The organism is Streptomyces malaysiensis subsp. malaysiensis, from assembly GCF_040653035.1.
Taxonomy (GTDB): domain Bacteria; phylum Actinomycetota; class Actinomycetes; order Streptomycetales; family Streptomycetaceae; genus Streptomyces; species Streptomyces malaysiensis.
On the sequence record NZ_JBEZNG010000002.1, the window covers coordinates 425,620 to 449,813 of the forward strand.

At 69.9% G+C, this 24,194-nt stretch carries 21 protein-coding genes and 2 pseudogenes; 12 read left to right on the forward strand and 11 right to left on the reverse strand.

Annotated features, from left to right (window positions below; all coding sequences use genetic code 11):
* Position 1: 1 nt before the first annotated feature.
* Complete coding sequence (locus AB0E24_RS06100) at positions 2 to 1,264, forward strand: outer membrane protein assembly factor BamB family protein (protein WP_359375072.1); 1,263 nt, start codon at positions 2 to 4, stop codon at positions 1,262 to 1,264.
* 216 nt (positions 1,265 to 1,480) lie between these two features.
* On the opposite strand, the gene AB0E24_RS06105 is transcribed toward AB0E24_RS06100, so the two are convergent.
* Positions 1,481 to 2,263: a DUF899 family protein gene (locus AB0E24_RS06105; RefSeq protein ID WP_079255963.1), complete on the reverse strand. Its 783-nt coding sequence runs from the start codon at positions 2,261 to 2,263 to the stop codon at positions 1,481 to 1,483.
* 173 nt (positions 2,264 to 2,436) lie between these two features.
* Positions 2,437 to 3,363 carry a LysR family transcriptional regulator gene (locus tag AB0E24_RS06110; RefSeq protein WP_359375073.1) on the reverse strand — a complete coding sequence of 309 codons (927 nt, stop codon included), beginning with the start codon at positions 3,361 to 3,363 and terminating at the stop codon, positions 2,437 to 2,439.
* Positions 3,364 to 3,446: 83 nt separating this feature from the next.
* Here AB0E24_RS06110 and AB0E24_RS06115 point away from each other — a divergent pair, with 83 nt between their 5' ends.
* Complete coding sequence (locus AB0E24_RS06115; protein WP_347231378.1) at positions 3,447 to 4,412, forward strand: EamA family transporter; 966 nt, start codon at positions 3,447 to 3,449, stop codon at positions 4,410 to 4,412.
* Positions 4,413 to 4,447: 35 nt separating this feature from the next.
* On the opposite strand, the gene AB0E24_RS06120 is transcribed toward AB0E24_RS06115, so the two are convergent.
* On the reverse strand, positions 4,448 to 5,254 hold the full coding sequence (locus AB0E24_RS06120) for an IclR family transcriptional regulator (RefSeq protein WP_359375074.1): 807 nt from the start codon (positions 5,252 to 5,254) through the stop codon (positions 4,448 to 4,450).
* Between the two features lie 335 nt (positions 5,255 to 5,589).
* On the opposite strand from AB0E24_RS06120, the gene AB0E24_RS06125 reads away from it, so the two are divergent.
* From AB0E24_RS06125 to AB0E24_RS06135, 3 genes are all read left to right on the forward strand, one after another.
* Positions 5,590 to 7,008 carry an LLM class flavin-dependent oxidoreductase gene (locus AB0E24_RS06125; RefSeq protein ID WP_359375075.1) on the forward strand — a complete coding sequence of 473 codons (1,419 nt, stop codon included), beginning with the start codon at positions 5,590 to 5,592 and terminating at the stop codon, positions 7,006 to 7,008.
* Between the two features lie 115 nt (positions 7,009 to 7,123).
* Positions 7,124 to 8,434, forward strand: a complete 1,311-nt coding sequence (locus AB0E24_RS06130; RefSeq protein ID WP_359375076.1) for a flavin monoamine oxidase family protein — start codon at positions 7,124 to 7,126, stop codon at positions 8,432 to 8,434.
* A gap of 47 nt (positions 8,435 to 8,481) precedes the next feature.
* Positions 8,482 to 9,012 (forward strand): flavin reductase family protein, encoded by a 531-nt coding sequence (locus AB0E24_RS06135; protein ID WP_359375077.1) that lies wholly within the window; start codon positions 8,482 to 8,484, stop codon positions 9,010 to 9,012.
* 205 nt (positions 9,013 to 9,217) lie between these two features.
* Here AB0E24_RS06135 and AB0E24_RS06140 read toward each other — a convergent pair whose 3' ends face one another.
* The 4 genes from AB0E24_RS06140 to AB0E24_RS06155 all read right to left on the reverse strand — a co-directional run bounded on the left by AB0E24_RS06140 (position 9,218) and on the right by AB0E24_RS06155 (position 12,300).
* Entirely contained in the window at positions 9,218 to 9,589 is a 372-nt protein-coding gene (locus AB0E24_RS06140; protein ID WP_069862770.1) for a nuclear transport factor 2 family protein, read from the reverse strand.
* 42 nt (positions 9,590 to 9,631) lie between these two features.
* The gene (locus AB0E24_RS06145) at positions 9,632 to 10,480 is read right to left on the reverse strand and encodes a DUF1684 domain-containing protein (RefSeq protein ID WP_359375078.1); all 849 of its coding nucleotides are present in this window, start codon (positions 10,478 to 10,480) and stop codon (positions 9,632 to 9,634) included.
* Between the two features lie 208 nt (positions 10,481 to 10,688).
* Positions 10,689 to 11,579 (reverse strand): class I SAM-dependent methyltransferase, encoded by an 891-nt coding sequence (locus AB0E24_RS06150; protein ID WP_359375079.1) that lies wholly within the window; start codon positions 11,577 to 11,579, stop codon positions 10,689 to 10,691.
* 109 nt (positions 11,580 to 11,688) lie between these two features.
* The gene (locus AB0E24_RS06155) at positions 11,689 to 12,300 is read right to left on the reverse strand and encodes an XRE family transcriptional regulator (RefSeq protein ID WP_079255971.1); all 612 of its coding nucleotides are present in this window, start codon (positions 12,298 to 12,300) and stop codon (positions 11,689 to 11,691) included.
* Positions 12,301 to 12,397: 97 nt separating this feature from the next.
* Here AB0E24_RS06155 and AB0E24_RS06160 point away from each other — a divergent pair, with 97 nt between their 5' ends.
* The 5 genes and pseudogenes from AB0E24_RS06160 (at position 12,398) to AB0E24_RS06180 (ending at position 17,550) form a co-directional block, all read left to right on the forward strand.
* A complete protein-coding gene (locus AB0E24_RS06160; RefSeq protein WP_359375080.1) occupies positions 12,398 to 13,501 on the forward strand; it encodes an NAD(P)/FAD-dependent oxidoreductase in 1,104 nt (367 codons plus the stop codon).
* A gap of 130 nt (positions 13,502 to 13,631) precedes the next feature.
* The gene (locus AB0E24_RS06165) at positions 13,632 to 15,281 is read left to right on the forward strand and encodes an MFS transporter (protein WP_359375081.1); all 1,650 of its coding nucleotides are present in this window, start codon (positions 13,632 to 13,634) and stop codon (positions 15,279 to 15,281) included.
* A pseudogene (locus AB0E24_RS06170) lies at positions 15,241 to 15,414 on the forward strand (signal peptidase I); the annotation flags it as partial. The gene AB0E24_RS06165 and the pseudogene AB0E24_RS06170, both read left to right, overlap by 41 nt.
* The gene (locus AB0E24_RS06175; protein WP_359375082.1) at positions 15,354 to 16,490 is read left to right on the forward strand and encodes a phosphotransferase; all 1,137 of its coding nucleotides are present in this window, start codon (positions 15,354 to 15,356) and stop codon (positions 16,488 to 16,490) included. The pseudogene AB0E24_RS06170 and the gene AB0E24_RS06175, both read left to right, overlap by 61 nt.
* Before the next feature lie 100 nt (positions 16,491 to 16,590).
* Positions 16,591 to 17,550 (forward strand): zinc-binding dehydrogenase, encoded by a 960-nt coding sequence (locus AB0E24_RS06180; RefSeq protein WP_359375083.1) that lies wholly within the window; start codon positions 16,591 to 16,593, stop codon positions 17,548 to 17,550.
* Positions 17,551 to 17,618: 68 nt separating this feature from the next.
* Here the strand turns inward: AB0E24_RS06180 and AB0E24_RS06185 are convergent, their stop codons facing one another.
* A complete protein-coding gene (locus AB0E24_RS06185) occupies positions 17,619 to 18,272 on the reverse strand; it encodes a response regulator transcription factor (protein ID WP_069862756.1) in 654 nt (217 codons plus the stop codon).
* Between the two features lie 4 nt (positions 18,273 to 18,276).
* Positions 18,277 to 19,506, reverse strand: coding sequence for a sensor histidine kinase (locus AB0E24_RS06190; protein WP_359375084.1), 1,230 nt, complete (start codon positions 19,504 to 19,506; stop codon positions 18,277 to 18,279).
* Positions 19,507 to 19,762: 256 nt separating this feature from the next.
* Here AB0E24_RS06190 and AB0E24_RS06195 point away from each other — a divergent pair, with 256 nt between their 5' ends.
* Complete coding sequence (locus AB0E24_RS06195; protein ID WP_359375085.1) at positions 19,763 to 20,929, forward strand: glycoside hydrolase family 113 protein; 1,167 nt, start codon at positions 19,763 to 19,765, stop codon at positions 20,927 to 20,929.
* A 110-nt stretch (positions 20,930 to 21,039) separates the two neighbouring features.
* Positions 21,040 to 21,195: pseudogene (locus AB0E24_RS06200) on the forward strand (winged helix-turn-helix domain-containing protein); the annotation flags it as partial.
* A 113-nt stretch (positions 21,196 to 21,308) separates the two neighbouring features.
* Here AB0E24_RS06200 and AB0E24_RS06205 read toward each other — a convergent pair.
* Positions 21,309 to 22,202, reverse strand: a complete 894-nt coding sequence (locus tag AB0E24_RS06205; RefSeq protein WP_359375086.1) for a dihydrodipicolinate synthase family protein — start codon at positions 22,200 to 22,202, stop codon at positions 21,309 to 21,311.
* A 425-nt stretch (positions 22,203 to 22,627) separates the two neighbouring features.
* Positions 22,628 to 23,665 (reverse strand): LacI family DNA-binding transcriptional regulator, encoded by a 1,038-nt coding sequence (locus AB0E24_RS06210; protein WP_359375087.1) that lies wholly within the window; start codon positions 23,663 to 23,665, stop codon positions 22,628 to 22,630.
* Positions 23,666 to 24,194 lie beyond the last annotated feature (529 nt).

The window sequence follows — 24,194 nt, forward strand, 5'->3', positions numbered from 1 at the left end:
CATGCCGCCCGAGCACCGTGGCTCCACCCGAATGGTTCTCTCCCTCGCCGCCGCCGTGGCACTGGCCGTCACCGGTTCCACGGCGGTGAGTGCCTCCGCGGAGTCAAAGGCAGCCGGTCTGCGGGAGGTGATGTTCGTGGGCAACAACTGGGACGGCACCGCCGATGTCATCAAGTCCAGCGGCGACTTGGCCAAGATCGGCCGGATCAACGTCATACCGGACAAGGACCAGCGGCTCACCGAGATCTACCTCAACCCCATCAAGCTCGCCTTCTTCCTGGGGATCCGGCTGGGGCCGGGTGAAGGGCACGACCAGTTCGTGGACGACATGTACTCGACCCCGGACGGGTCCGCCATCGTCGTATCCCGGCCCAGTTTCGCCGACGTGGTCTCGATCGACGTCGCGACGGGCAAAATCAACTGGCGCTTCCCGGTGTCGGGTTTCCGCGCGGACCACATGGCCGTGTCGCCCGACGGCAAGCGCGTCGCGGTGTCGGCTTCGACCTCGAACACGGTGCATATCCTCGACATCGAGACGGGAAAGCAGCTCGGTTCGTTCTCCGCCGGTGACAAGCCCCATGAGAACGTGTTCACCGACGGCGGCAAGTACCTCTGGAACATGTCGATCGGCGAGGTCAACACCGACCTGGACGATCCGTCGATGGACTGGACGAAGGGCGACCGGCACATCACCGTGGTCGACACGAGTACATATCGGCAGGTCAAGGTCATCGACATGCGCGAACGGCTGGACGCCTTCGGCCGCAAGGACCTGTCCGACGCCGTCCGGCCCGTCGCGTTCACCCCCGACGAGTCCAAGCTCTATTTCCAGGTCTCCTTCTTCAACGGGTTCCTGGAGTACGACGTGGCCAACGACAAGATCACCCGGGCGAAAACCCTCCCGAAGAACCCGGCCACCAGTGAGGACCGCACCACCTGGGTCAACGACTCCCGCCACCACGGCCTGTCGATGAGCCCCGACGGCAGGAAGCTGTGCGTGGCCGGGACGATGGACGACTACGCGACCGTCGTCGACCGGGAATCGCTCCAGGAAGGCCCCCTGGTGCCGACTTCGAAACCGTACTGGGCGACGGTGAGCGGCGACGGCACCTCCTGCGTCGTCTCCGAGAGCGGTGCCGACCGGGTCACCGCGATCGACTTCGCGACGGGCGAGAAGACCGCGTCCGTGTCGGTCGGCGACCACCCGCAGCGCGTGCGCATCGGCCATGTGGCGGCCGACTGGACCGGACCGTCGGCCTCGTAGCGGTTCGTCGGAGCGTCGCGGCGCGGCGCATCTGTGACGTGGCGGGGGCTGATGTGCGTTCGGCCCCCGCTGCGTCATGCCTCCGCGCCACGATCGGAATGCCGCCACGATCAGAGCGCCGCCACGATCAGAGCGCCGCCACGATCGGAGCGCCGCCACGATCGGCCTGCCGTCAGCGCGCCCAGACCCTTTACCGTCGCTGCCGACGAAGGCGCGTCAGTGGTGGTGGCCGTTCCGGCCGAGGGTCTCCACCGGGGTCGCGCCGGGGCGGGTCCACTGCGGCACGGGTCGGCTGGTCGGCCCCCAGGTGGCGTTCCCGTCCGCGTCCGAGCGCCAGGACCAGCACGCGTGGCGCCCCTCGGGCCAGCCCTCGGGGTTGTCCTCCCACGTCTCGCCACGGCCGTAGGGCGTCATGTCGAGCAGGCCCATGGACCCGTTGACCCGCTCATTGCCACGGCCCGTCGTGGAGTAGGTGAGGAACACGCGGTCGCCGTCGCGCAGGAAACAGGTGAGGTAACCCATGGGGGCGCCGACCGGCCCGGCCACGTCGCGCACCGAGTACCAGGGTTGGGTGTAGCCCATGAACTCGACGTAGGAGGCCACCTCGTCCCAGCGGCCCGTGGTCAGGACGGCGTACGAGACGCCGCGGGCGTTGAGGTAGGAGGCGTCCTCCAGGTGCCAGGCCGTGGTGGTGCAGCCCTCGCACTGCCCCTGGTGCGGCGCGCCGTCGTACCACATGTGCTTGTAGACCACGAGCTCGTCGCGCCCCTGGAACAGGTCCAGGAACGGGACCGGGCCGTCGGGCCCGACGACCTCGACCGTCCCGTCGAACTCCACCATCGGCAGCCGGCGGCGGGCCGCGGCGAGGGCGTCGCCCTCGCGGGTGTGGGCCTTCTCGCGGACCAGCAGCTCGTCACGGGCGGCCTGCCAGGTGGCCATGTCGACCACGGGCGGGCGGCCGGGCAGCGCGGTGGTCGGGTCGTTCGGCGTGGTTGTCATGGTGTCCTCCGTGGTGTCTCGTGCGGGCAGCGTCGTACGACGTCCTAAGACGGTCACCACATACAGACTCGCGACCCGGCCGGAACTCATCGCGGCTCGAGCCCGGAGTCCATTCCGGCTCACTCCGATGTACACCGCCGCGGCCATCGCCGCCGCCCTGGCGGCGGGCCGCTTCACACCGCCTGTTCCACTCGCCGCTGGAGAAGGCCGGTGACGACGGCGAGTGGGGGCCAGTCCGAGTGGCCCCGGCGGGCGACCGCGAAGACCCGCATCGAGACCTCCGGGGCGGTCAGCGGCAGCAGCTGTACCCCGGGTGCGGTGGTCCGGGCGGTCGGCAGCAGTCCGACGCCGAGTCCCGCCGTGATCATGTCCTCTACGAGATCCAGGCTGTCCGAGCGGTGGGTCATGCGCGGTGTGAAGCCGGCCATCGAGGCGAGCGTGCGGATCACCGTCTCGTCCGCGGTGTTGCGGGAGTTGCCGATCCAGTCGGCCGACCGGAACCGCGCGACGGTCCGCGCCGCCGTGGCAGGTACCGTACCGGCGGTCCGTGTGTCGGCCTGGGCGGCGGGATGGTCGGCGGGGACGCCCAGGCTCCAGGTCTCCGTCCACAGCGGCAGGGCCGTCGAGGAGCCATCGGGTTCCGCCGGGGCCAGGTTGTAGTCGTAGACGAGGGCCAGGTCCACCTCGTCGGCCGCCAGCTGCGCCAGGGCCTCGACGGGCTCATGCTCGCGCACCAGCACATGCAGGCGCGGGTGCTCGGTGGCCAGCTGGGTGATGATCGGGAGCAGATGGGCGCGGATCGCGGTCGCGAAACCGGCCACGCGTAGCGTGCCGCTCGGTTCGGCTCCGGGCGCGAGGTCGCGCTGTGCGGTCTCGACCGCGGCCAGGATGCCGGTCGCGTGCTCGACCAGCCGTCGGCCGGCGGGCGTGAGCCGGACCAGCCGCCCGTGCGGCTCGATCAACGCGACGCCCGTCTCTTTCGCCAGTACCGCGATCTGCTGCGAGACCGTGGACGTGGTCGTGTGCAGGGCGTCGGCCACCGCCCGCATCGAGCCGAGCCGAGCCAGCTCGACCAGGAATCGCAGGCGCCGTGTCTCCATAAGGCCATTGTTCAGCGATCCCGAACGGTACGTCCATGATCCGCACGTGGACGCGAACGTTGGCCGCGCGATCTACTCGCCCCATGACCAGCACCACCGCCCCCAGCCTCAGTCCCGAGCCCGGCCCCGGCCCCGGCCCCGCCCCGACGTCCGATGCCGCCCGGACCGGGACGGCGATGGGGGTCGCCGGCATGGCCACCGTGCAGCTCGGTTCGGCTCTCGCCGTCCCGATGTTCGCCCACCTCGGTGTCCTCGGGACGGCAGGACTGCGCGTGACCTGGGCGGGGCTGTTGCTGCTCATCCTCGTCCGGCCCCGCCGTCGCGACTTCGCAGGGCGCGATCTGGCCGCCTGTGCCGTCCTCGGCGTGGCGACGGCCGGGATGATGGTCTTCTTCGCGCTCGCGATCTCCCGCATCCCGCTGGGCACGGCAAGCGCCCTGGAATTCCTCGGGCCGCTCGCGGTGTCCCTCTTCGGCCCGGGCCGTAGCCGCCTGCGCTGGACCGCGGCCGCGGCGGCCGGTGTCGTCCTGCTCACCGAGCCCTGGCACGGCGGCGTCGATCTCCTCGGCGTCGCCTACGCCCTCGGCGCGGCCGCCTGCTGGGGGACGTACATACTGCTCACCCAGCGTGTCGGCGACCGGGTCACCGGCCTGAGCGGCCTGGCGGTGTCGCTACCCGTCGCGGCGGTGGCCGCCATGCTGGTGGCCGCCCCGACGCTCGGGGAAGTCCACTGGCGGCCGGCCCTGATCGTGCTCGGCCTCGCCGTGCTCAACCCGGTCATCCCCTTCGCGCTGGAGTTCCTGGCCCTGCGCCGTCTGACGGCGTCGTCCTTCGGCACCCTGATGAGCCTGGAACCGGCCATGGCCCTCCTGGTCGGCCTTCTCGTCCTCCATCAGATCCCCGGCCCCGGCCCCGCCCTCGGGGTCGCCCTGGTCGTCACCGCCGGTATGGGTGCCACCCGTACCGGCGCCCGCGTGGAAGTGGAACACATGGCCACGTCGGCTGCCGTCGAGCCTCCCACTCCCCCGGACACCGAACGCGCCGCCTGACCGGACGGCTGACGCATCCTCGCGGTCTTCGGGCGTCACCTTGGGCTGGGGCCCTGGGTCAGGTTGGTGGCGATGGTGCCGGCGGCTCGTTGCAGGCGTTCGACCATGTACGGCAGCCGGCCGGACTTCATCCGTTCGCTGGGGCCGTTGGCGCTGATCACACCGATCAGCCGGGCCGCTTCGTCCCGTACGGCCACGGCCACGGCGAACAGGCCCTCCTCGACTTCGTTGTCCATGGTGGTGTAGCACAGCTCTTTGGTCTCATGGAGGGCGCGGAGGAGTTCGGCCCGGTCCGTGATCGTGTAGCGGGTCAGGGCGGGCAGCTTCTCGGGGAGCAGCGACTCGAGCCGCTCGTCGGGCAGTTCCGCGAGCAGCATCTTGCCGGTGGCGCTGGCGTGCAGAGGGTATTCCTGGCCGACGTAGGGCTGTGACACGGTGAGCATGCGGGATCCGGCCGCCTCGGCGACGAGGTCGAAGTCGGTCTCGCCGTTGACCACCGCGTAGCCGATGGTCTCGTTCAGCTGCGTCGCGAGTGTGTCCAGGGTGGGCTGTACCCGGGCGATGATGCCTCGATAGGGGTCGGCCAGCCTTCCCAGACGTGCGATTTCCCATCCCAGCGTGTACTTGCTGTCGGTTCTCTCGACGAACCCGGTCTGTTCCAGGCTGAGCAGGAGCCGGAAGGCGGTGGGCCGGGTCATGCCGACACGTTGTGCGAGTTCGGTCACCGTGATGCCACTGCGATGCCGCCCCAATTCGCTGAGCAGCACGGTTGCCTTGATGACAGATTTGTTGGTGAGGTCCGGCGTTTCCGGAACCTCGTCGGTGCTGCTGCCATCGGGCACAGTGCGTGGGCCTTTCGTCTGTCTGCGGTCCGGTCGTCCGCATTGCGGGCGGACCGGGAAGCGGCGGGTACCACCGTAACGCTCGGTGGACGATGCACATGGTCGGCCGGTCCCCGAAGAGCCCGGCCCGGCGTGCGCCCGCCGGAGGCGCTACGCATACCGCACGACGTTCACATACTGAACGTGCCGTTCGATGGCTCATGTGCGACCTCAAGGATCCACGTCGCGGAAATCCCGTGGAGCTGCACCTCTTGACGGTCGTCCGCATGGGATTTAGCTTGAACGTCACGTTCATTATATGAACGTCCCCCTGTATGCGAGGGAGCAGCACTCTTATGAAGAACCACCCTCTGCGCCTGTTCGCCTTCGACATCGTCGCCCCCGCTCATCTGACGGCCGGTTCCTGGCGCGCCGACGGGGATGAAGGGCATCGGTACACCGATCTGGAGTACTGGAAGGGCGTTGCCCGGATGCTCGAGGAGGCGGGCTTCGACGGCATCTTCTTCGCGGACACCGTCGGCTACCACGACGTGTACCAGCAGCGTCCCGACTGGGCGTTGCGCGACGCGGCCCAGTTCCCGGTCAACGATCCCCTCCTGCTGGTCAGCGGAATGGCGGCGGTGACCGAGCACCTGGCCTTCGGGGTCACCTGTTCGCTGACGTATGAGCAGCCGTATCTGCTGGCGCGCCGTTTCAGCACACTGGACCACCTCACCAAGGGCAGGGTGGGGTGGAACATCGTCACCTCCTACTCCGAGTCCGCCGCCCGCAACCTGGGGCTGGAGCGGCAGTTGGACCACGACGAGCGGTATGCGCTCGCCGAGGAGTACATGGAGGTCGTCTACAAACTGTGGGAGCGGTCCTGGCAGGCGGACGCGGTGGTGCGCGACACGGCCGCGGCCACCTACGTGGAACCCTCCCGCGTCCATCCGATCGGGCACCGCGGCAGGTACTTCAGCGTGCCGGGATTCGCGCTGTGCGAGCCGTCTCCGCAGCGCACGCCCGTACTGTTCCAGGCCGGCGCGTCCTCGCGGGGAGTGGCGTTCGCCGCCCGGCACGCCGAGGCGGTCTTCATCAACGCCGTCTCCACCGCACAGGCCCGGCGCGGCGTGGACAGGATCCGCAAGGCCGCCGTGGAGGCGGGGCGGGACCCCTACGACATCAAGGTCATCGTCCTGCTCACGGTGATCGTGGCGCCCACCGACGAGGAAGCGGAAGCCGCGCACGAGGCCCATCTGCGCCACGTCGGCGTCGAGGGCGCCCTGGCCCGGTTCGGCGGCTGGACCGGGCTCGATCTGTCCGCCTGGGATCTGGACACACCGCTGAAGAGCATGAAGACCCGCGGTGTGCAATCCCTGATCGACATGTTCGCCACCGCCGGCCCGGAACGGGCCTGGACCGTCCGCGACATCGCGCGGTTCCTGGGGATCGGGGGCACCGGATCCATCGTCGTGGGCTCCCCGCGGACCGTCGCCGCCGAGTTGCGGCGCTGGCGGGACGAGGCCGATATCGACGGCGTCAACCTCAGCTACGCCACCAAACCGGGCAGCTGGCGGAGGTTCATCGACCTCGCCCTTCCCGAACTGCGCCGCCAGGGCATCGTCTCCCCCGCCCGCGCCACCGGGCAGGCCGTGACGTTGCGCGAGAAGCTCTTCGGACCTGGCGCCAGGCACACCGCCGAAACACACCCCGCCACCGGGCACCGCGCAACACACCACACCCCTGCCGTGGCCGCGGGCCCGGCGGGGTACTGATCAGCCCCGCGCCCTCTGCCGCACACGGACCACGCATCCCCCGCCACACACGGACCCGCGCTCCGCCACCCGGGACGGACCCGCACACCCCCGCCGAACACGGAAAGGGCCGCATATGCACGAGCAGACAGACGTCGTCATCATCGGAGCCGGCATCGCCGGCCTGATCACCGCCCGCGAACTGAACCGCACCGGACTGCGCACCGTCGTCCTGGAAGCACGCGACCGGATCGGCGGCCGCACCTGGACCGCTCACCGTCTCGGCCGGGATGTGGAGATGGGCGGCACCTGGGTGCACTGGGTCCAGCCACACGTCTGGGCCGAGATCACCCGCTACGGACTGGCCGTCACCCGGGGCCCCCGCGCCGAGGAAACCTACTGGCTCGCCGGTGACGACGTACGCCGCGGCACCGCCGAAGACTTCATGCGGCTGATCGACCCGGGCATGACCCGGCTGCTGGAAGACACCATGAAGTGGATCCCCCGGCCCGACGCGCCACTGACCGTCCCCCGGCTGGCGGAAGTCGACCAGTTCAACCTCCAGGAGATGCTGGACGAACTCGACCTGCCCGTCGGCGAGAAGAACGCCAACGAGGCGGCCTGGGTCGGCCACTTCAACGCCCCGCTCCATCTGTGCGCCTACACCAGTGCCCTGCGCTGGACCGCCGCCACCGCCGGATCCTGGCACCTGATGCACCAGGCATCGGCGATCTTCCGGCTGACCGGCGGCACACGCGCCCTGGCGGAAGCCATCGCCGCCGACGCCCACGCCGACGTCCGCCTGTCCTCACCCGTGCGCTCCCTCACCCACACCCCACACGGCGCGGAGATCACCTACGCCGACGGGCAGACCCTCAGCGCCCGCCGGGTGGTCATCACCGTCCCCCAGAACATCCTGCACCAGCTCGACATCACCCCCGCCCTCCCCGAGGGCAAACTCCGCCCCAGCCGGGAGAAGACCGCCTCCCGAGGTGTGAAGGCGTGGATCCGCGTCCGCGGCCCCGTCAAGCCGTTCTTCGCCTACTCCTCCCAGCACCACCCCCTCTCCGTGGTACGCACCGAGTACGCCGGCGAGCACGACGCGGTCCTGGTGGCCTTCGGCGCCGACGCCACCCGTATCGACGTCACCGACCCGCACGCCATCGAGGCGGCGCTGAAGGTATGGCGTGCGGACCTGGAGGTACTGGAGGCCGACGGGCACGACTGGATGACCGACCCCTACGCCCAGCAGACCTGGCTCATCCAGCAGCCACGCCAGCTCACCCGCTACCACCGCGCCCAGCAGGAGAACACCGGTGTCCTGCACTTCGCCAGCAGCGACCACGCCAACCTCTGGGCCGGATTCATCGACGGCGCCGTCGAAAGCGGCATCCGCACCGCCCGCCAGATCCACACCGGCTGGGACCAGCAGCCCGCCACCGGTTGAGCCACCCCGTCCGGAAACCCTCGTGCCCAGCGCTCAGGAGCTTCCTCATGACCAGCACCGCCGTCACCGCCGCAACCGCCGTGTCCACCATCGACCCGGCACACTTCCGCTCCGTCATGCGCCACCTGCCCACCGGTGTCGCCGCCGTGTGCTCCACGAACCCGCGCACCGCCACACCCTGCGGCCTCATCGTCGGCACCTTCGCCTCCCTGTCCCTGGACCCTCCATGGGTGACCTTCAGCGTCGCCCGCACCTCCACCAGCTGGCCCGCCATCGCCAGCAACGGACACTTCGCCGTCAGCCTCCTCGCCGATGGACAACAGCCCGTCTGCACCGCACTCGCCGGCAAGAACCCCGACAAATTCCGGTCCCTGGAGTGGGAGATGTCCGCGTACGGAACACCCCATATCCACGGGTCCCTCGGCTGGATCGACTGCACACTCCTCCACCAACTCGACGGAGGCGACCACCACCTGATCATCGCGGCCGTTCGCGACATCACCGCCGTCGGCAGCGGCGACCCGCTGATCTTCCACGGCGGCCGGCTCGGCAGCTTCCGCGAAACCACCGCCGCCTGAGGCCACCTGAGGCCACCTGCGGTGACCCGCTGCGGGCGGACCGTATCCGGATCACCGGCGCCCGAGATCCGGTGGCGACGAGAGACAGCCAACGGCGCCACCGGATCAGGTGCGGCGAAGGCCGGTGGCATCGTGCGCGGTGCCCGGAGCCGATGTCGCCGTCGCCGCCGGGAAGGCCCGCGCGCGGCCTGGGCAACCGTGGATGTCAGACGCCGCCGTCGCTCGGTATGAAGTTGGAGTACTCCTCGATACGGGTGATCAGGTCGTCTTCGAAGCGGAAGTAGACGGCCGCGTGGACCTGGCCGCGCATACCGTTCTTGGTGGTCACGTGCACGACGTGCTGCTGGAGAACATCGCCGGGCCGGGAGAGTTGGCGGGTGATGTCGTAACGCATCGACTCGATGGCGTCGATCTGCCCCTCCATCCCCTTGATGTTCTCCTCGATCGTCTGCTCGCCCTTTCCGTCGTTGTGCCAGACGGTGGCTGTGGGCGCGCACATCGCCCGGGCGGTCGCCCAGTCGGCCTTCTCCAGGGCGCGGAGGTAGGTGATGGCCTTGTCCTTGAGGTCCTGGCTCACGGTTTTCGTCCTTCTGTGGAGGTGGGCTGTCCGGTGCTCGGGTTACTTCGTGCCGGTCGTGTCGTAGATCAGGGCCCGCTCTCCGGCTCCGACGCGCATCGGCAAGTGGTTGCCGGGAGGTGAGAGCGGACAGGTGAAGACGGCGGGCCGCAGGTGGTGGTGGGAGAGGGTGGCTTTGTTGAAGTCGACCGACAGCGTGCTGCCGGGCTCCAGGAGGGGCAGCACCAGCCAGCGGCCGATCTCCGGGGTCCCGTCGCCGTTGGTTTCGTCGGTGAAGACCACCAGCCGCTGCCCTGGCATGTCCTCGAGCACGGCCAACACGTACTCGGTGCCGTGAATGGTGACGACGAGGTCGACGGGCGCCGAGATGGCTTCCGTGCTGCGCGGAGTGGTCAGCCGTCCCACCTCGATACGGCGGCCCTCCGGCACCGCCCGGTAGCTGCCTTCGAACACCCATGAGGGGTCGTAGGGGTAGGTGTCGATACCACTGAGGCCGGAGCGTTCGACGGCCGCGTGGTCCATGACGACCAGCCCGTAGGCGCCGTTGCCACCACCGGCGAAGCCGACGCGGCCCTCCGGGAATTCCAGGGGGCGGCCGGGGGGCACTTCGGCCGTTCCGGCCACCGTCTCGCCGTCGACCCTCACGCCGTCCGCGGCCGTGGCCGTCACGGTCAGGGCACCGGCTTCGTCGGTGCTCCACTGCCCCGGAACACCGGGCAGCGTATGCCTACCACGGCCGACGATCTTGCCGTTGGTGACGACCTTCGCCTTGCCGTTCGGGCCGGCGACCTCCTCCCAGCGGCCTTGACGCCATGCCGTGTACTCGCCGGGCGGATCGGCCGCGGCGGAGCTGTCCGCCGGTCGATCGGCGGCTGTCCGGTGTGCGGTCATGAGAGCGCTCCTTCCTCACCGCCGTGCACACCCCTGTCGTATGGGGTGTGCACGGCGACCGTGCCGCGCAGCGGGACTGCGCGAGTTCTGACACTCACGCTATGAGCCGCATGCTCCAGGCGCATTGACTATTGCGCCTAAGGCAAGAAGAACGGCGTGAGCGCTGCCTGGCGAGCAACTGTGCGCGGGTGCGCCGACGGCGGGTGGATCAGCTGTCGCGGCGGGCGGCCCAGACGGTGCGCTCGGTGCGCACCATGAGGTCGCCGCGGCGCAGGATGCTGTGGGAGCTGTCGGTGTCGAGCAGCCGGTCGAGCGCGGCCAGGTCCTCGGCCGGGAGCACGTCGGCGGCGCTGTAGCGGACGCGCCGCAGGCTGCCGAGGGCATACGCGCCGACCGCCGCGTTGTGGGAGCCCTCGATGTGCACGGTGATGGTGCGTTCGCCATCGAGGGTGAACCCGGCGTCGGTCAGCTTCGGCCCCCATGCGGCGCCACGGTGGGGCACATGCTCGGCGTGGAAGCGCTCGCTGGCGACGTGGCAGCGTTCTTCCAGACCGGGCCGGTCCTCCGGGGCGTTCGCGGGCAGGAAACGGGGAAAGCCGGCCAGCTCGACGACCGCGAACAGTCCGCCGGGCGCGAGCAGGTCGTGTACCTCGCGCAGTGCGCGGTCGGGGTGGGCCATGTGATGCATCGAGGCCGAGGCCCATACCAGCTCCGGCGTGCCGAGGTCGGGCCAGTCGGCGTCGTCGAGGTCGGCCCGCACGGTGCGCACGCGATCGTCCACACCCCGGGCACATGCCTTCTCCCGCAGGCGCTGAAGGTGTCGGTCCGAGGAGTCGACAGCGGTGATGTGTGCATCGGGGAAGCGGTCGAGGAGGGCGAAGGTACCGGCCCCTGTCCCGCAGCCCAGATCCACGACCTGACGAGGGGGTGTCCGGACGGGCAGCCACGCGGTGATGGCGGCGATGTGCTCGGCGAGGACCTCCGCGTCCAGGTCGAGGATCTCCGCCTGGTCCTCCTGGCCGTCCTGGCTGCCGTGGCCGTCGTGCTGGTGATGGTCGTCGTGGTGTGCGCTGTGCTGGGGTGTGTGTGGATGAGGCATGTCGTCACGCTAGGACGGTCCATGCGCATGCGACACGATCTCTTGCCGTATCGGCAAAGTGATCGTCATGGGCGATGCTGAGCGCGCAAGCGCCGACCGCGGCGGGAGGTCACGTACGGGGACGGGCTGACGCGCCGCCGTTGTCGGAGCGTTGGGGACCGCCGTCGCGTTGGTGACCGCGTCGGGCGTCGCGGTCGAAGATGCCCAGGATCTCGCACGGCCCTCCCTCGGCACCGAGGGCGTGCGGCAGCATGGTGGGGAACTCGGCGGCCTGGTTGGTCTCGATCCGGAAGCGGCGGTTGCCCAGCAGCAGGACGGCGGTGCCGGACAGGACGACGAACCATTCACGGCCCGGGTGCGCGCGCATGCGCGAGGGACTGTCCGGCGGCGGGTTCGTCATCCGCTGACGCACGACGCTCATACCGGGCTCGGCCTTGATGGGCCAGCGCATCTGCGAGTGGGCAGCGTCGATCATCGGGCTGGAGACGACGTCGTCCGTGGCCGTTTCGACCAGCTGGTCGAGGGAGGTGTCCAGCGCGCGGGCGAGGGTGACCATCTGGTCGAGCGCCAGGCGCCGCTGGCCGTTCTCGATACGGCTGAGCGTGGATGGGCTGAGCTTGGCGCGGGAGGCCAGCTCCTCGAGCGACCAGCCCTGCGCCACCCTCAGAGCGCGGATCCGTTTGCGTACCAGGCTGTCCAGATCGCCTTCGTCTTGCGTCATAGGCAACATCGTATGCGCAAGATGCAAAGAGTGCTTAGCGTCGTGTGCAGACGGCCCGGAACAGCTGGGTCCACACATGAAGGGAGGGTACGAGGACATGCCCGTGACGACTGCCGCGTACGCGACCGACACACTGCCGGGCGGAACCGTCGACGCCGTGGTGATCGGCGGCGGTGCCGCGGGGCTGAACGGTGCGCTGATGCTCGCCCGCTCCCGCCGCTCGGTCGTCGTGATCGACAGCGGCACCCCGCGCAACGCGCCCGCCGAGGGCGTGCACGGCCTGCTCGGTCTGGACGGCACCCCGCCCGCCGAACTGTATGAGCGGGGCCGGGAGGAGGTACGCCGCTACGGTGGCGTGATCGTCTCCGGCGAGGTCGCCTCCGCCGAGCCGGCCGCCCCGTCTGCCCTGCCTGCCTCATCCGCTTCGTCCGCCTCGTCCGCCGAAGGCGACCCGTCCGCCGGGAACGCCCCGTCCGCCGAGGCCACCCCACCCGCCGAGGGCGATCCGCGCTTCACCGTCACCCTGGCCGATGGCCGCACCCTGACGGCGCGCCGCCTGTTGGTGGCCACCGGCCTGCGCGATGTGCTGCCCGACGTTCCCGGTCTGGCGGAGCACTGGGGCCACGGCGTGGTGCACTGCCCGTACTGCCACGGCTGGGAGGTGCGCGATGAACCCATAGGGGTGTTGGCGGTGGGCCCCGCCTCGGTCCACCACGCGCTGCTGTTCCGGCAGTTGACCGACGACCTCGTCTACTTCACCCGCGGCACCGAACTGGACGAGGACACCCGTACGCGCTTCGCCGCACGCGACATCCGCGTCGTCGACACTCCGGTGGAGGAGGTCGTGCGGGCCGACGACGGTGGCATCGCGGGTGTGCGGCTGGCGGACGGCCAGGTCGTCGCCCGCAGTGTGCTCGCGGTCGCCACCCTGATGCGGGCCCGCACCGAGGGCCTGGAGGGTCTCGGCCTACCGATCGAGGACCTGCCCGATGGCATGGGCCGCCGTTTCGCCTCCGGCATGGCCGGTGCCACCGACGTGCCAGGGGTGTGGGTGGCCGGCAACGCGACCGATCCAACCGCGCAGGTCGGCGCCGCCGCCGCGGCCGGCGCCCTGGCCGGTGCCCACATCAACGCCCTGCTGGCCATCGCCGACACCGACGCGGCCCTCGCCGCGGCCAAGAGCGGCGCCACCACCGTCTGACGTCCGCCGGGCGCGCTCGCGCCTTCCCCCCTTCACCCCCTTCTTTCATCCCCGTCCCGGCAGCCGGACACGTCCGGCAGCCGAACTCGTCATGTCCTTTTGACTCGTCATGCCCTTTTGAGAGGAATCCATGAGTACGAACCAGCCCGCACGGGCGGCAGTCGCCGAAGCGAGCGACACCGCCCACGGCGAGGGTGTACCGGACGCGCGTCAGCTGCGCACCATTCTGATCGCCGTCTGTGTCGCGTTGATGGCCGTCATCGCCTCGGTGTCCGGACTGAACGTGGCCCAGCCCGATCTGGCCATCGCGTTCGACGCCTCGCAGAGCACGATTCTGTGGATCATCAACATCTACACCCTCACCCTGGCCGCTCTGCTGCTGCCGCTCGGCGCGATCGGCGACCGGCTGGGCCGTAAGCCCATGCTGATCACCGGCCTCGCCGTCTTCGGCGTCGCCAGTGCCATCGCGGTGCTGGCCCCGTCGGCCGAGGTCATGCTGGCCGCACGCCTGCTCAGCGGCGTGGGCGCGGCGATGATCATGCCCATCACCCTCGCCGTGATCACCTCCACCTTCCCCCAGGAGGAACGTGGCCGGGCGATCGGTGTGTGGACCGGTGTGGCCGGCGGTGGCGGCATCCTGGGCATGTTCCTCTCCGCCGCGCTCGTGGACGTGGCGAGTTGGCGGTACCTGTTCGTACTGCCCATCGTGCTGGTGGTCGTGGCGCTCGGCATGGCGCTGCGCTCGGTCCCCAACTCGCGCGAGCACTCCGGCCACCCCTTCGACACCGTGGGCGCGCTGACCTCCGTCGTCGCCGTGGTCGGCCTCATCTTCGTCCTGCAAGAGGGCCCGGAGCGCGGCTGGAGTGCCCCTGCCACACTGGTCAGCCTCGCCGTCGGGCTCATCGCCACCGTCTGCTTCGTGGCCTGGGAGCTGCGCCGCCGGGACGCCGCCCTGCTGGACGTACGCCTCTTCCGCGAGCGCGGCCTCGCCGGCGGCTCGATCACGCTGCTGACCGTCTTCGGTGTTCAGGCGGGCATCTTCGTCGTTCTCTTCCCGTTCTTCCAGGCCGTGCTCGGGTGGTCGGGCCTGCTGTCCACACTGGCGCTGATGCCGATGGCCGTGCTGATGATGATGGCCTCCGGCCTCGCTCCCAAGCTGGCCGTGCGCATCGGCCCCCGCTCGACCATGGCCACGGGCATCCTCCTGGCCGGAATCGGTCTGGCGCTCATGGCCGTCATCGTCTCCGTCGACGGCGGCTATCTGTCCATCCTTCCCGGCATGCTCGCCATGGGCATCGGCATGGGCCTGTCGATGACGCCCTCCACCGAGGCCATCACCAGTTCCCTGCCGCGTGAGCGCCAGGGTGTCGCGTCCGCGCTCAACGACGTCACGCGCGAGTTCGGCACCGCTCTCGGCGTCGCCCTGCTCGGGGCGCTCCTGTCGGCCGGCTACCGCGGCGCCATCGGCGACAGGCTCGACGGCATCCCCCATGGCGCGGCGGACGCCGCACGCGAAGGCGTGGCAAACGCCGTCGAGGCCGCCAACGGCGCGGGCTCCCACAGGCAGGCGCTGGTCCACGCCGCGCGGCAGTCCTTCGTCGACGGCTGGCAGCAGGCCATGTGGGCAGGCGTCGCCGTCATGGGCGCCCTGCTCCTCTACATCCTGGCCCGCGGCCCGAAGAACACATCCCCCGTACCGGCGGACGACGCGGAAGCCGCCGAAACCGTCGTCTCCCGACGAGCTCCCGGGCCGCAACGTCCTTCTGGAGGAGCAGGGTGATTACGTCGTTTGGGGGCGCGGCGTCGACCATTCGTGGTTCGCGGAGGAAGAGTCGGTGGTACTGACCGTGCGATGGCCGTCCGTGCCCGGCTACGCGGTGGCAGGGAAGGGCGGGGCGCCACTGCCGCGCTGAGCACGCACGACCGATGGTCTGTCGGCCATGGTGGCAGCGGCGTGTTCTTGAAAAGTCACCGCCATTCACTGAAGAACGGGGGAATCACCATGACACGCGATCCCGGCGAAAGGCTCACCGTGGCGGGCCTTGGCATGCCCGAGGCCACGGGGAGCCGCAGGATGGACTGGGCGGCGATGCCACGCGAGGCGACGGCTCGGATCGAGCGGATGCTCGGCAGCCCCGTAGCCCACGCGATCAGCCAGCGGGGCGGCTTTTCCGAAGGGCTCGCCGCACGCGTACGCCTGGAGAACGGCAAGCGTGCGTTCATCAAGGCGGCCAGCTCGCTGATGGCACCGGCGGAGGCGGACTTCCACCGCCGTGAGATCGCGGTGTCCGAGCAGCTTCCCGGGGAGGTACCGGCCCCGCGACTGCTCGATGCGTATGACGACGGCACCTGGGTGGTGCTGGCCTTCGAGGAGATCCCGGGACAGTTGCCCGCCCAGCCCTGGCGACGGGAGGAACTCAACAGAGTGCTCGCAGCCGTCACCGATATGGCAGAGGTCCTGACGCCCTCGCCCGTGAATGAGGCCATCTTGAGCAGGCCGCGCCTCGGAGGGTGGCTGGCGATGGCGGACGATGCCGTTGTCAGAGGCAAGGTCGGGGAGCTGTCACCGTGGGCGGGCCACCATTTCGGCCGACTCGCCGCCCTGGAAGGGAACGCCTCGCTGGATGGCGCCACGCTCCTGCACGGAGACTTGTACCCGTTCAACATCATGCTGACAGCGGACCGTGTCTTCGTCGTCGACTGGCCGCACGCCTGGGTCGGCCCCCGCCACTGTGATGCGGTCACACTGATCTCGAGCGCGTCTCTCAGCGGCCTGGACCCGCAGCCGATCGCCGAGAACCACCCGCTGACCCGCGGCCTTGACCCCGTTCAGCTCAACGAGGTGCTCGCCCTGCACGCCGGGTTCCTCCTGCGGACCGCTGCCGGGGCCGGACCGGGCGCCGATCCCCATCTCATCGCCATGATGACCGCGCTGGGCCTCGCCTCGCTGCGGTGGTTGCGGAGGCGGATGGGGGACGTGGGCGGCTGAGCGGGTAGTCGCCCTCGCTCCAACTCCCCGCTCCTGGGCGCGAGCTGACCCGGCGGTAGGCTTCGGCGGTCGCCTCGGTTGAAGAGTTTTGGAGTGATCGATGAAGGCTTTCCGGTACGTGGCAAAGGGCGCCCCGCTGCAAGTTGCCGAGCTGCCGGATCCGGTGGCGGACCCGGGCTGGGTCGTGGTGGATGTCGAGGTCGCCGGGCTGTGCCACTCCGACGTCCATATGATCGACGGCCTGATCGAACCGATGCGCCGCCCGCCCTTCACCTTCGGCCACGAGGTCGCGGGCACGGTCTCCGCGCTCGGCGAGGGGGTGGAGGGCTATGCGATCGGCGACCGCGTGGCCGTCGCGATCATCGCGCACCCGGAGGTCCAGGCGTCCTACGCGCCGGGCATCGGCGTGGACGGCGGCTACGCCGAGCGACTGGTGGCCCATGCCTCGACCCTCGTGCCGCTGCCCGACAGTGTCTCGACGGTCCATGCGGCCGTCGCCACGGACTCGGTCGTGACCGCCTATCACGCGGTCCGTACCGAGGCCCGGGCCAAACCCGGCGATGTGATCGCCGTCGTCGGCCTGGGCGGCCTCGGCCTCAATGGAGTCCGTACGGGAGTGATCGCGAGGGCCACGGTCTATGGCGTGGACATCAACCCCGACACCTTCGAGGCCGCCGGCGCGGCGGGCGCCCGTGAGTGCTTCACCGACGTGGCCGCGCTGGCGGACCTGCGGCCCGACGCCATCATCGACTTCGCGGGCGTGGGCTCGACGACGTCCGACGCGATCGACGCCGTACGCCGTCTCGGCCGGGTGGTCGTGGTCGGCCTCGGCACGAAGACCACGACGTTCTCCAACGGCAGCCTCATCCGCAAGAGCGTGCGGCTGCACGGTTCGTACGGCGCCAGCAAGGACGAATACCGCCAGGTCCTCGACTTCATCGCGGCGGGCCGGATCGAGCCGATCGTGGAGGAGATCCCGTTCGCCGAACTCAACGAGGGACTGGACCGACTCCGCCACGGCAAGGTCCGCGGCCGCCTGGTCACCCGCCCGAAGGGCTGACGGCGCGAGGGCTGACCGCGGGCGCCAACTCCCCTCGGCCCGGTGGCAGCATCCACTCGTCCCCCTGGTCAGGGCCGCGGATTGGCGTCGTGGGTGAGAAGGGCGAGCTGGACGCGGTTGTCCAGACGCAGTTTGGTCAGGGCGCTGGAGAGGTGTGCCTTGACCGTGCCGAGGGACAGGTGCAGGCGGGCGCCGATGTCGGTGTTGGACAAGCCTTCGGCGACCGCCTCGGCCACCTCTCGCTCCCGTGCGGTGAGCAACGCGAGCCGCTGCCGGGCGTGTTCGGCCCGGTCGCCCGGTCCGGCCGCCGCGTGCTCGATCAGGGCGCGCGCGGCGGACGGCGACAGCGCGGGCTCGCCGCGGGCAGCCCGTCGTACCGCCTCGACGATGTCCTCGGGCGCGGCGTGTTTGGCGAGGAACCCGGCGGCGCCTGAGCGCATCGCCTCCAGCACCAGGCGGTGCTCGTCGAAGGTGGTCAACACGATCACCCGCGGGGCCCGAGCATCGTGACGGGTGAGTGCCCGGGTGGCCGCGAGGCCGTCCATGACCGGCATGCGGATGTCCATGAGGACCACGTCGGGTTCGTGTTCACGGACCGCGGCGGCCGCCTGGGCACCGTCCGCCGCCTCCGCGACGACCTCGATGCCGTCCGCACCGCGCAGCATCATCGTCAACCCGGTCCGTACCAGAGGGTCGTCGTCGGCCAGCAGCACTCGGATCATGGCGTCACCTCTCGGGCCACGGTAGCCGGGCGCGCAGTGTGAAGGTGTTGTCGGCGGCGGTGTGGTCGAGGGTGCCACCGTCGAGGCGGACGCGTTCGGCGAGCCCGGTCAGACCGGCGCCGGTGCCCGGGATCGCCTCGCCGGTGTCGGTGTCGGTGTCGGCGGTGGCGGGCGAGGTGGGCAGCCCGTTGCGGACCTCGACGGTGAGGCCGGTGCCCGGTCCTCCGGTCAGGCACACGCTGACGGGTGTACCGGGCGCGTGTTTACGGGCGTTGGTCAGGCCCTCCTGGGCCACGCGGTAGACGGTCCGGTGCAGTTGGGACCGCAGTTCGTGGACGGCGTCGGCGGTCAGCTCGGTGTGGAAGTCCACCGGCTGGCCCGTGGCGCGGGCGTCCGCCACGAGACCGTCGATGTCCTGGATCCGCGGGAGCAGCGACACCGGCTCGCCACCGCCCTCCGCGTGCAGCAGGTGCAGCACCTCCTGTAGCTCCTCCACGGCCTCGTGCGCGTTTCCCCGGATCACCTCGGCGCTCTGGGCGACCTCGGTGCTGTTGAGCGCGGGTCCGGCGCCGGCCTCCGCCTGTCGGGTGCGATAGGCCAGTGCGCCCGCGTGCACGGAGAGCAGGGAGATGCGGTGTGCCAGCACATCGTGCATCTCACGGGCGATGGCCTGGCGTTCGCCACGGCGGGCGTCGGCGAGTCTGCGCTCGTGTTCGGCCCTGGCGCGCTCGGCGTCCACGCGCAGCCGCTGGACGAGCAGCCGACGGGAGCGCAGGGCATGGCCCCAGGCGAAGGAGGCCAGGAGGTAGGCCAGGCAGAACACGGCGTCGAACCACAGGTCCTCGGCGTGCCCCGACAGCAGCAGGCCGGAGGGCACCATGCACACCACGTACGCGGCGAGCATCACCAGCGCCCGCCGCCAGCGGAGGCGGAGCGCGACATTGGTGACGATCACCGCGCCCGCGGGCAGAGCGCTGGTGGCCAGCGCCACCGCGGGCAGCCCGATCAGGGCCACGGCGAGCGGGAAGCCACGCCGCCACCACAGCGCGAGACAGGCCACGAGCCCCAGCAGCGGGTCCAGTTCGGTCACCCAGCCCGGCAGCTCGCCCTGCTCCTTCACCACGCCGAGGACGACCATGCCGAGGAAGACGGCCACGCAGAAGAGCACCGCGTCCACCGCCCAGTCACGCCAGGTGCGCCCGGCGCGGAGGGCGGGGTCGAGGCCGTTGGTCATGGGGTGAGGGTATGCGGGCCGCGCAGGGCAGCGGTATCGGCCCACCGGCCAGGTCGGCCTCGGCCACCTGGCCGAGGCGGGTGGCGCCGATGGTCGGCGTGGCGTCAAGGCCATCGGTCCGGGAGGGCATGCCGGGTCGTTCTTTCGGCGATGGCGATAGGTCCTTGGGCCTGTCTCCCCGTAGACCATCGGCGAATGGTGCCGACCGCGGTGACCCTTCAGGCTGCTGCCATCCGGAAGAACGGGAGAGAACCAGATGGGTGCAGCCCAGATCAGCAGGGCGCGGTTTTTGCAGCTCACGGGGGCCGTCGCCGTCGGCACGGCACTGTCCGCCGGGCAGGCCGCAGCGGCGAGGCGGTACGAGGGGACACGCACCAAAGTCCATGGGAGGGAGGCGGGAGACGTGGACCCGGGCGGTGTGCGATATCGCGGGGTCGTCTACGAAGTGGGAGAGGGCGAGACACCGGCGACGGCATGGAATCCGGCTCGTACCCGGGCCGATCTGCGGGCGATTCGCCACGAGTTGCATGCCGACACGGTGAAGATCACCGGCGATGGTGTCGAACGGCTCACCCGCACCGCGGCCGAGGCGGCCGAGAGCGGTCTGCGCATATGGCTGGAGCCGACCCTCGGCGATATGCCCGCCGGGGACATCCTCGACCACCTCGCGGAGACCGGACGGTTCGCCGAACACCTGCGGCGGCAGGGCGTGCGGGTGCATCTGAACGTGGGCTGTGAGTTCATGTTGTTCGTGCCCGGGATCGTGCCCGGCGCCACCGCGGTCGAACGGATCGAGAACCTGGTCAAGGGCAACTACGACCCGGTGAAGACCGCCCAGCGGCTGCACCGGTTCACCACCCGCGCCGCGGCCGTCGGCCGCTCGGTCTTCCATGGGCCCCTGTCGTACGGGGCCGCGCAGGACGAGGATGTGGACTGGGACCTGTTCGACCTGGTGTGCATCGACTACTACGGCTGGTTTCCCCACCGCGCCGGACACGTCCGGGAGCTGCGCCGGTATCAGCGTGACGGCAAGCCGCTGGCGATCACCGAGTTCGGCTCCTGCACTTTCGAGGGCGCACCGCGCCTGGGCGGCATGGCCTGGGACGTCGTCGACTACACCACGACACCGCCGCGGGTGAAGAAGGAACTGGTGCGCAGCGAGCGCACCCAGGCCGCCTACCTGACGGATGTGCTGGAGGTGTTCGAGTCGATGAACCTGTACGCGGCCATGGCCTACACCTTCATCACACCCGACGCCCCACACCGCCGTGAGCACCAACTCGACCTGGATATGGCCAGTTACAGCTTGGTGAAAGTGATCCGGGACCGCCCGGCGGATCCGGACTCCGCCTGGCGCTGGGAGCCCAAGGAATCATTCACCGCCCTGGCCGATGCCTACGCCCGCCACCGACGGCACCCCTGAGACTCCAGGTTGCGAGATCACCCCCCGGAAGCGTCATGTCGGTCGTTGACCGCAGCTGGCCGAGGCCCGACGTATGCGGGCGGTGGAGTTGTTCGAGCAGGGACGCTCCCATGCGCAGATCGCGGGCATGCTGGGGTCCGTCCCGAGAGCGTGCGGCGGGGGTGAAGCTGGCACGGGCGTCGGTGTGGCGGCTGCCGACCGGGCGACTGGGGTGGAGTCCGCGGCGTCCCCAGCGCCGGGCGGTCGAGCGGGACGAGTCCGAGATCGCCCGATGGGTCACCCATGAGTGGCCACGCATCAAAACGCGCCTCGATGCACATCAGCCGTGCCGCCTTAGGAGGAGGTCAGACCTGCTCGTCGAGCCCCCCTTACCCAAGGTTCAGTTGGTGACTTTGATGTCAGCGGCTTTGAAGGCGGCGCGGAGGGTCTCGCGTTCGGTGTCGCTGACCGGTGTCAGCGGCGAGAGGCTGTGGCCTCCGTTGCGGCCCTGCATGGCCAGTGCCGCCTTGATGCGGGGGGTCATGTTCGGGCCGTCGATGGCACGCCAGATCGGAAGCTGCTTATTGTGTAGCTCCAGGGCAGTCGCGATGTCGCCCCGCTGTACCGCGTCCCACTGTTGCAGGCACAGTTCGGGGACGACGGTCAGGGTTGCGGAGATGGCGCCCTGGGCGCCCATCAGGTAGCTCGGGAAGAGCAGGTCGTCGACGGCGGTGAACACCTTCCCGCCAGCCGGGTTCATGTGGAGAAGGTCGGCCAACTGGTGGATGTTACCGCCGGACTGCTTCACACCGATGACGTTCGGAACCTCGTTCAGTATCCGGGCGACCGTGGTCGCGGGGATGAGCGCGTACGGAATCACGTTGTAGATGACAACCGGCATGCCTGTCTCTTCGGCTACCCGCCGGTAGTACTCGATCGTCCGCTCCTCGTCGGGCTGGAACAGGTAGTGGACCGGGGTGACTTGCAGGGCGTCGACGCCGGTCTGGGCGATCGCCTTGCCGTAGCGGATGACCTCGCGAGTGCTGTCCTGGATGATTCCGGCGATCACTGGCACTTGTCCCGCGGTCTCGCGCACTGCGGTGTCGGCGATCGCCACCGAGTCATCCACTGAGAGCATCTGACCGTCACCCGTGCTGCCGGTGACGCACAGGCCGTGCACTCCGAGGTCGAGGTGGTAGCGGACCTCAGCGCGAAGGGCGTCAAGGTCGGGCTGCTCGTCAGCGGTGAAGGGGCTGACAAGCGGGGGAATGATGCCATGAAGATCAAGCGTCATCGCAGGTGTCTCCTTTTAAGGCCGAGAGGTGCCGTCAACCGGGTTCGAATCCCACGCGTCGGCAAGTACGAGCCGTACGCACACTGGATGTAACCGGTGACATTTGCAGCATGTGTGACCGCCGCTCCTGCTGTCAAGCGCCCGAACGGCTTGGCGCCGCAATGGCCGAGGGAGGACTCGACCATGCTCGGACCTCGACGCCAGCAGGGCATCCGTGTCGCCGAACTGAGTGATAAGCATCCGCGCGGCCCGGGATGGTGGCGGCGACGGGTGCATCGGTTGAGTTGCCGTCAGCGGGCGTCCGGAACCTGGCTATCGGGCGTCGATGCCGCCGTCGGTGACCTTGATGCCAGTGTCGTAGGTCCCCGGGTCGAGTTCGGCGTGGACTTTCGTGACTGGCTCCTCGCGACCGCGCCAAGGAGTGGTCACTGGATACAATCCGCTGCACGCGTGGCCGTCACCTGGGCGCATGAGCGCCGTACACGCAGTTCCGTGGGCAGTACGACATCCCGACCAGCGGCCGGCCCGGCGATACCGTCGAGCTCGTCGAACAGCAGCTTTCCCGCGGCCGAGCCGATCTCGTAGGCGGGCTGCGCGATCGCGGTGAGGGGCGGGTCGATGAACGGGAACAGGTCCGTGTCGTCGAACGTGATCATCGAAAGGTCCTCGGGCAGATGCACGCCACGCTCGCGCAGCGCCCCGAGCGCGCCGACCGCGAGCATGTTGTTGAACGAGAACACTGCCGTCGGGCGAACAGGCAGGTCGAGGATCTCCAGCATCGCCCGGTGTCCGCCCTCGCTGCCGAGGAAGCCCTCGCGCACGCACTCCGGGCGAACGCGCAGGCCGGCCTCCGCGCACGCGGCCCGGAACCCGGCCAGCCGCTGTGCCGCTGTCGCCATGCCGGGCGGACCGGAGATCATGCCGAGGTCGGTGTGGCCCAGTGCGATCAGGTGCCGGACCGCGTCCCGTGCCGCCGACAGACTGTCCGTGCGCACCAGCGGGACCGATAGCACGTCGGGGGGCCTGCGGTCGATCAGCACCGTGGGGATCCCGTTGCGGATCAGCCGCTGCACCCCCTCGGCCGCCTCCCCGGTGGACATCAGAGCGACCGCGTCAACCGTTCGGCGGGCGAACGACTTGAGGATCTGCGCCTCGCGGCCCGGGTCGAAGTCCGAACTGGAGATCAGAACCTGGTAGCTGCGCCGGACCGCCTCATCCTCCAGGCCGCGCGCGGCCTGGGCGGTGAAGGGGTTGGCGATGTCCGAGACCAACAGCCCGAGGAGCCCGGTCCGGCCGCGGGACAGCCCTGCGGCCACCCCGTTGGTGACGTAGTCGAGTTCCTTTACAGCACGTATGACACGCTCGGTGCGGTCCGCACTGACCGTGGCACCTCCATTGAGGACCCGCACCACGGTCGCGGTCGAGACTCCCGCGGTCCGCGCTACGTCGCGAATACTGGCCACAGCTCACAACCTCCTCCGCGCTCCTGAGATTGTAGCCAGGCGGCCACCGCACTGTCCTGCCAGGTCACGACGGCCGCGGCCCGCCCGAGGACGCACCTCGTCTCGACGCGCATCGGCCGCAGCCCGCCTCGTCTTCTCGACAGGCATCGGCCGCAGCCCGCCTCGTCGGCACCTCCTGACGGCATCGGCCGCAAGGACCGTCGAAGCTCTGGCCGCAGAACCCCGACCGCGGGTCTGTCCCGCCGATGCGATCAGCCCCTCGCTCTTGCACACGGCTGGTCCAGATCTCGACCGCACCCAGGCTTCCCAGCCGCCGATTCCCGGAGCGCGGACTCTGCCGCGAGGACGGCGTCCGCCGCCCACGCCCGGCACGGGGGCCCATCACACAGTCCGGCCACCGCGCCGGATCCATCGAGAACAGAAGCGGAAACAAATTGGATACCGCTGGTTGACACAGCGACTCGGGCCTTGCTCTCATGCAGATGTAACCGGTGACATCCTCCGCGAGTGGCTGCTTCCACGCTGCGGA

Excerpts from the sequence above, each read along its gene's own strand:
- AB0E24_RS06100 (WP_359375072.1), top strand. The coding sequence starts at position 2 with ATGCCGCCCGAGCACCGTGGCTCCACCCGAATGGTTCTCTCCCTCGCC.
- AB0E24_RS06105 (WP_079255963.1), bottom strand. The coding sequence starts at position 2,263 with ATGACAACCACGCCGAACGACCCGACCACCGCGCTGCCCGGCCGCCCG.
- AB0E24_RS06110 (WP_359375073.1), bottom strand. The coding sequence starts at position 3,363 with ATGGAGACACGGCGCCTGCGATTCCTGGTCGAGCTGGCTCGGCTCGGC.
- AB0E24_RS06115 (WP_347231378.1), top strand. The coding sequence starts at position 3,447 with ATGACCAGCACCACCGCCCCCAGCCTCAGTCCCGAGCCCGGCCCCGGC.
- AB0E24_RS06125 (WP_359375075.1), top strand. The coding sequence starts at position 5,590 with ATGAAGAACCACCCTCTGCGCCTGTTCGCCTTCGACATCGTCGCCCCC.
- AB0E24_RS06130 (WP_359375076.1), top strand. The coding sequence starts at position 7,124 with ATGCACGAGCAGACAGACGTCGTCATCATCGGAGCCGGCATCGCCGGC.
- AB0E24_RS06135 (WP_359375077.1), top strand. The coding sequence starts at position 8,482 with ATGACCAGCACCGCCGTCACCGCCGCAACCGCCGTGTCCACCATCGAC.
- AB0E24_RS06145 (WP_359375078.1), bottom strand. The coding sequence starts at position 10,480 with ATGACCGCACACCGGACAGCCGCCGATCGACCGGCGGACAGCTCCGCC.
- AB0E24_RS06150 (WP_359375079.1), bottom strand. The coding sequence starts at position 11,579 with ATGCCTCATCCACACACACCCCAGCACAGCGCACACCACGACGACCAT.
- AB0E24_RS06155 (WP_079255971.1), bottom strand. The coding sequence starts at position 12,300 with ATGACGCAAGACGAAGGCGATCTGGACAGCCTGGTACGCAAACGGATC.
- AB0E24_RS06160 (WP_359375080.1), top strand. The coding sequence starts at position 12,398 with ATGCCCGTGACGACTGCCGCGTACGCGACCGACACACTGCCGGGCGGA.
- AB0E24_RS06165 (WP_359375081.1), top strand. The coding sequence starts at position 13,632 with ATGAGTACGAACCAGCCCGCACGGGCGGCAGTCGCCGAAGCGAGCGAC.
- AB0E24_RS06175 (WP_359375082.1), top strand. The coding sequence starts at position 15,354 with ATGGCCGTCCGTGCCCGGCTACGCGGTGGCAGGGAAGGGCGGGGCGCC.
- AB0E24_RS06180 (WP_359375083.1), top strand. The coding sequence starts at position 16,591 with ATGAAGGCTTTCCGGTACGTGGCAAAGGGCGCCCCGCTGCAAGTTGCC.
- AB0E24_RS06185 (WP_069862756.1), bottom strand. The coding sequence starts at position 18,272 with ATGATCCGAGTGCTGCTGGCCGACGACGACCCTCTGGTACGGACCGGG.
- AB0E24_RS06190 (WP_359375084.1), bottom strand. The coding sequence starts at position 19,506 with ATGACCAACGGCCTCGACCCCGCCCTCCGCGCCGGGCGCACCTGGCGT.
- AB0E24_RS06195 (WP_359375085.1), top strand. The coding sequence starts at position 19,763 with ATGGGTGCAGCCCAGATCAGCAGGGCGCGGTTTTTGCAGCTCACGGGG.
- AB0E24_RS06205 (WP_359375086.1), bottom strand. The coding sequence starts at position 22,202 with ATGACGCTTGATCTTCATGGCATCATTCCCCCGCTTGTCAGCCCCTTC.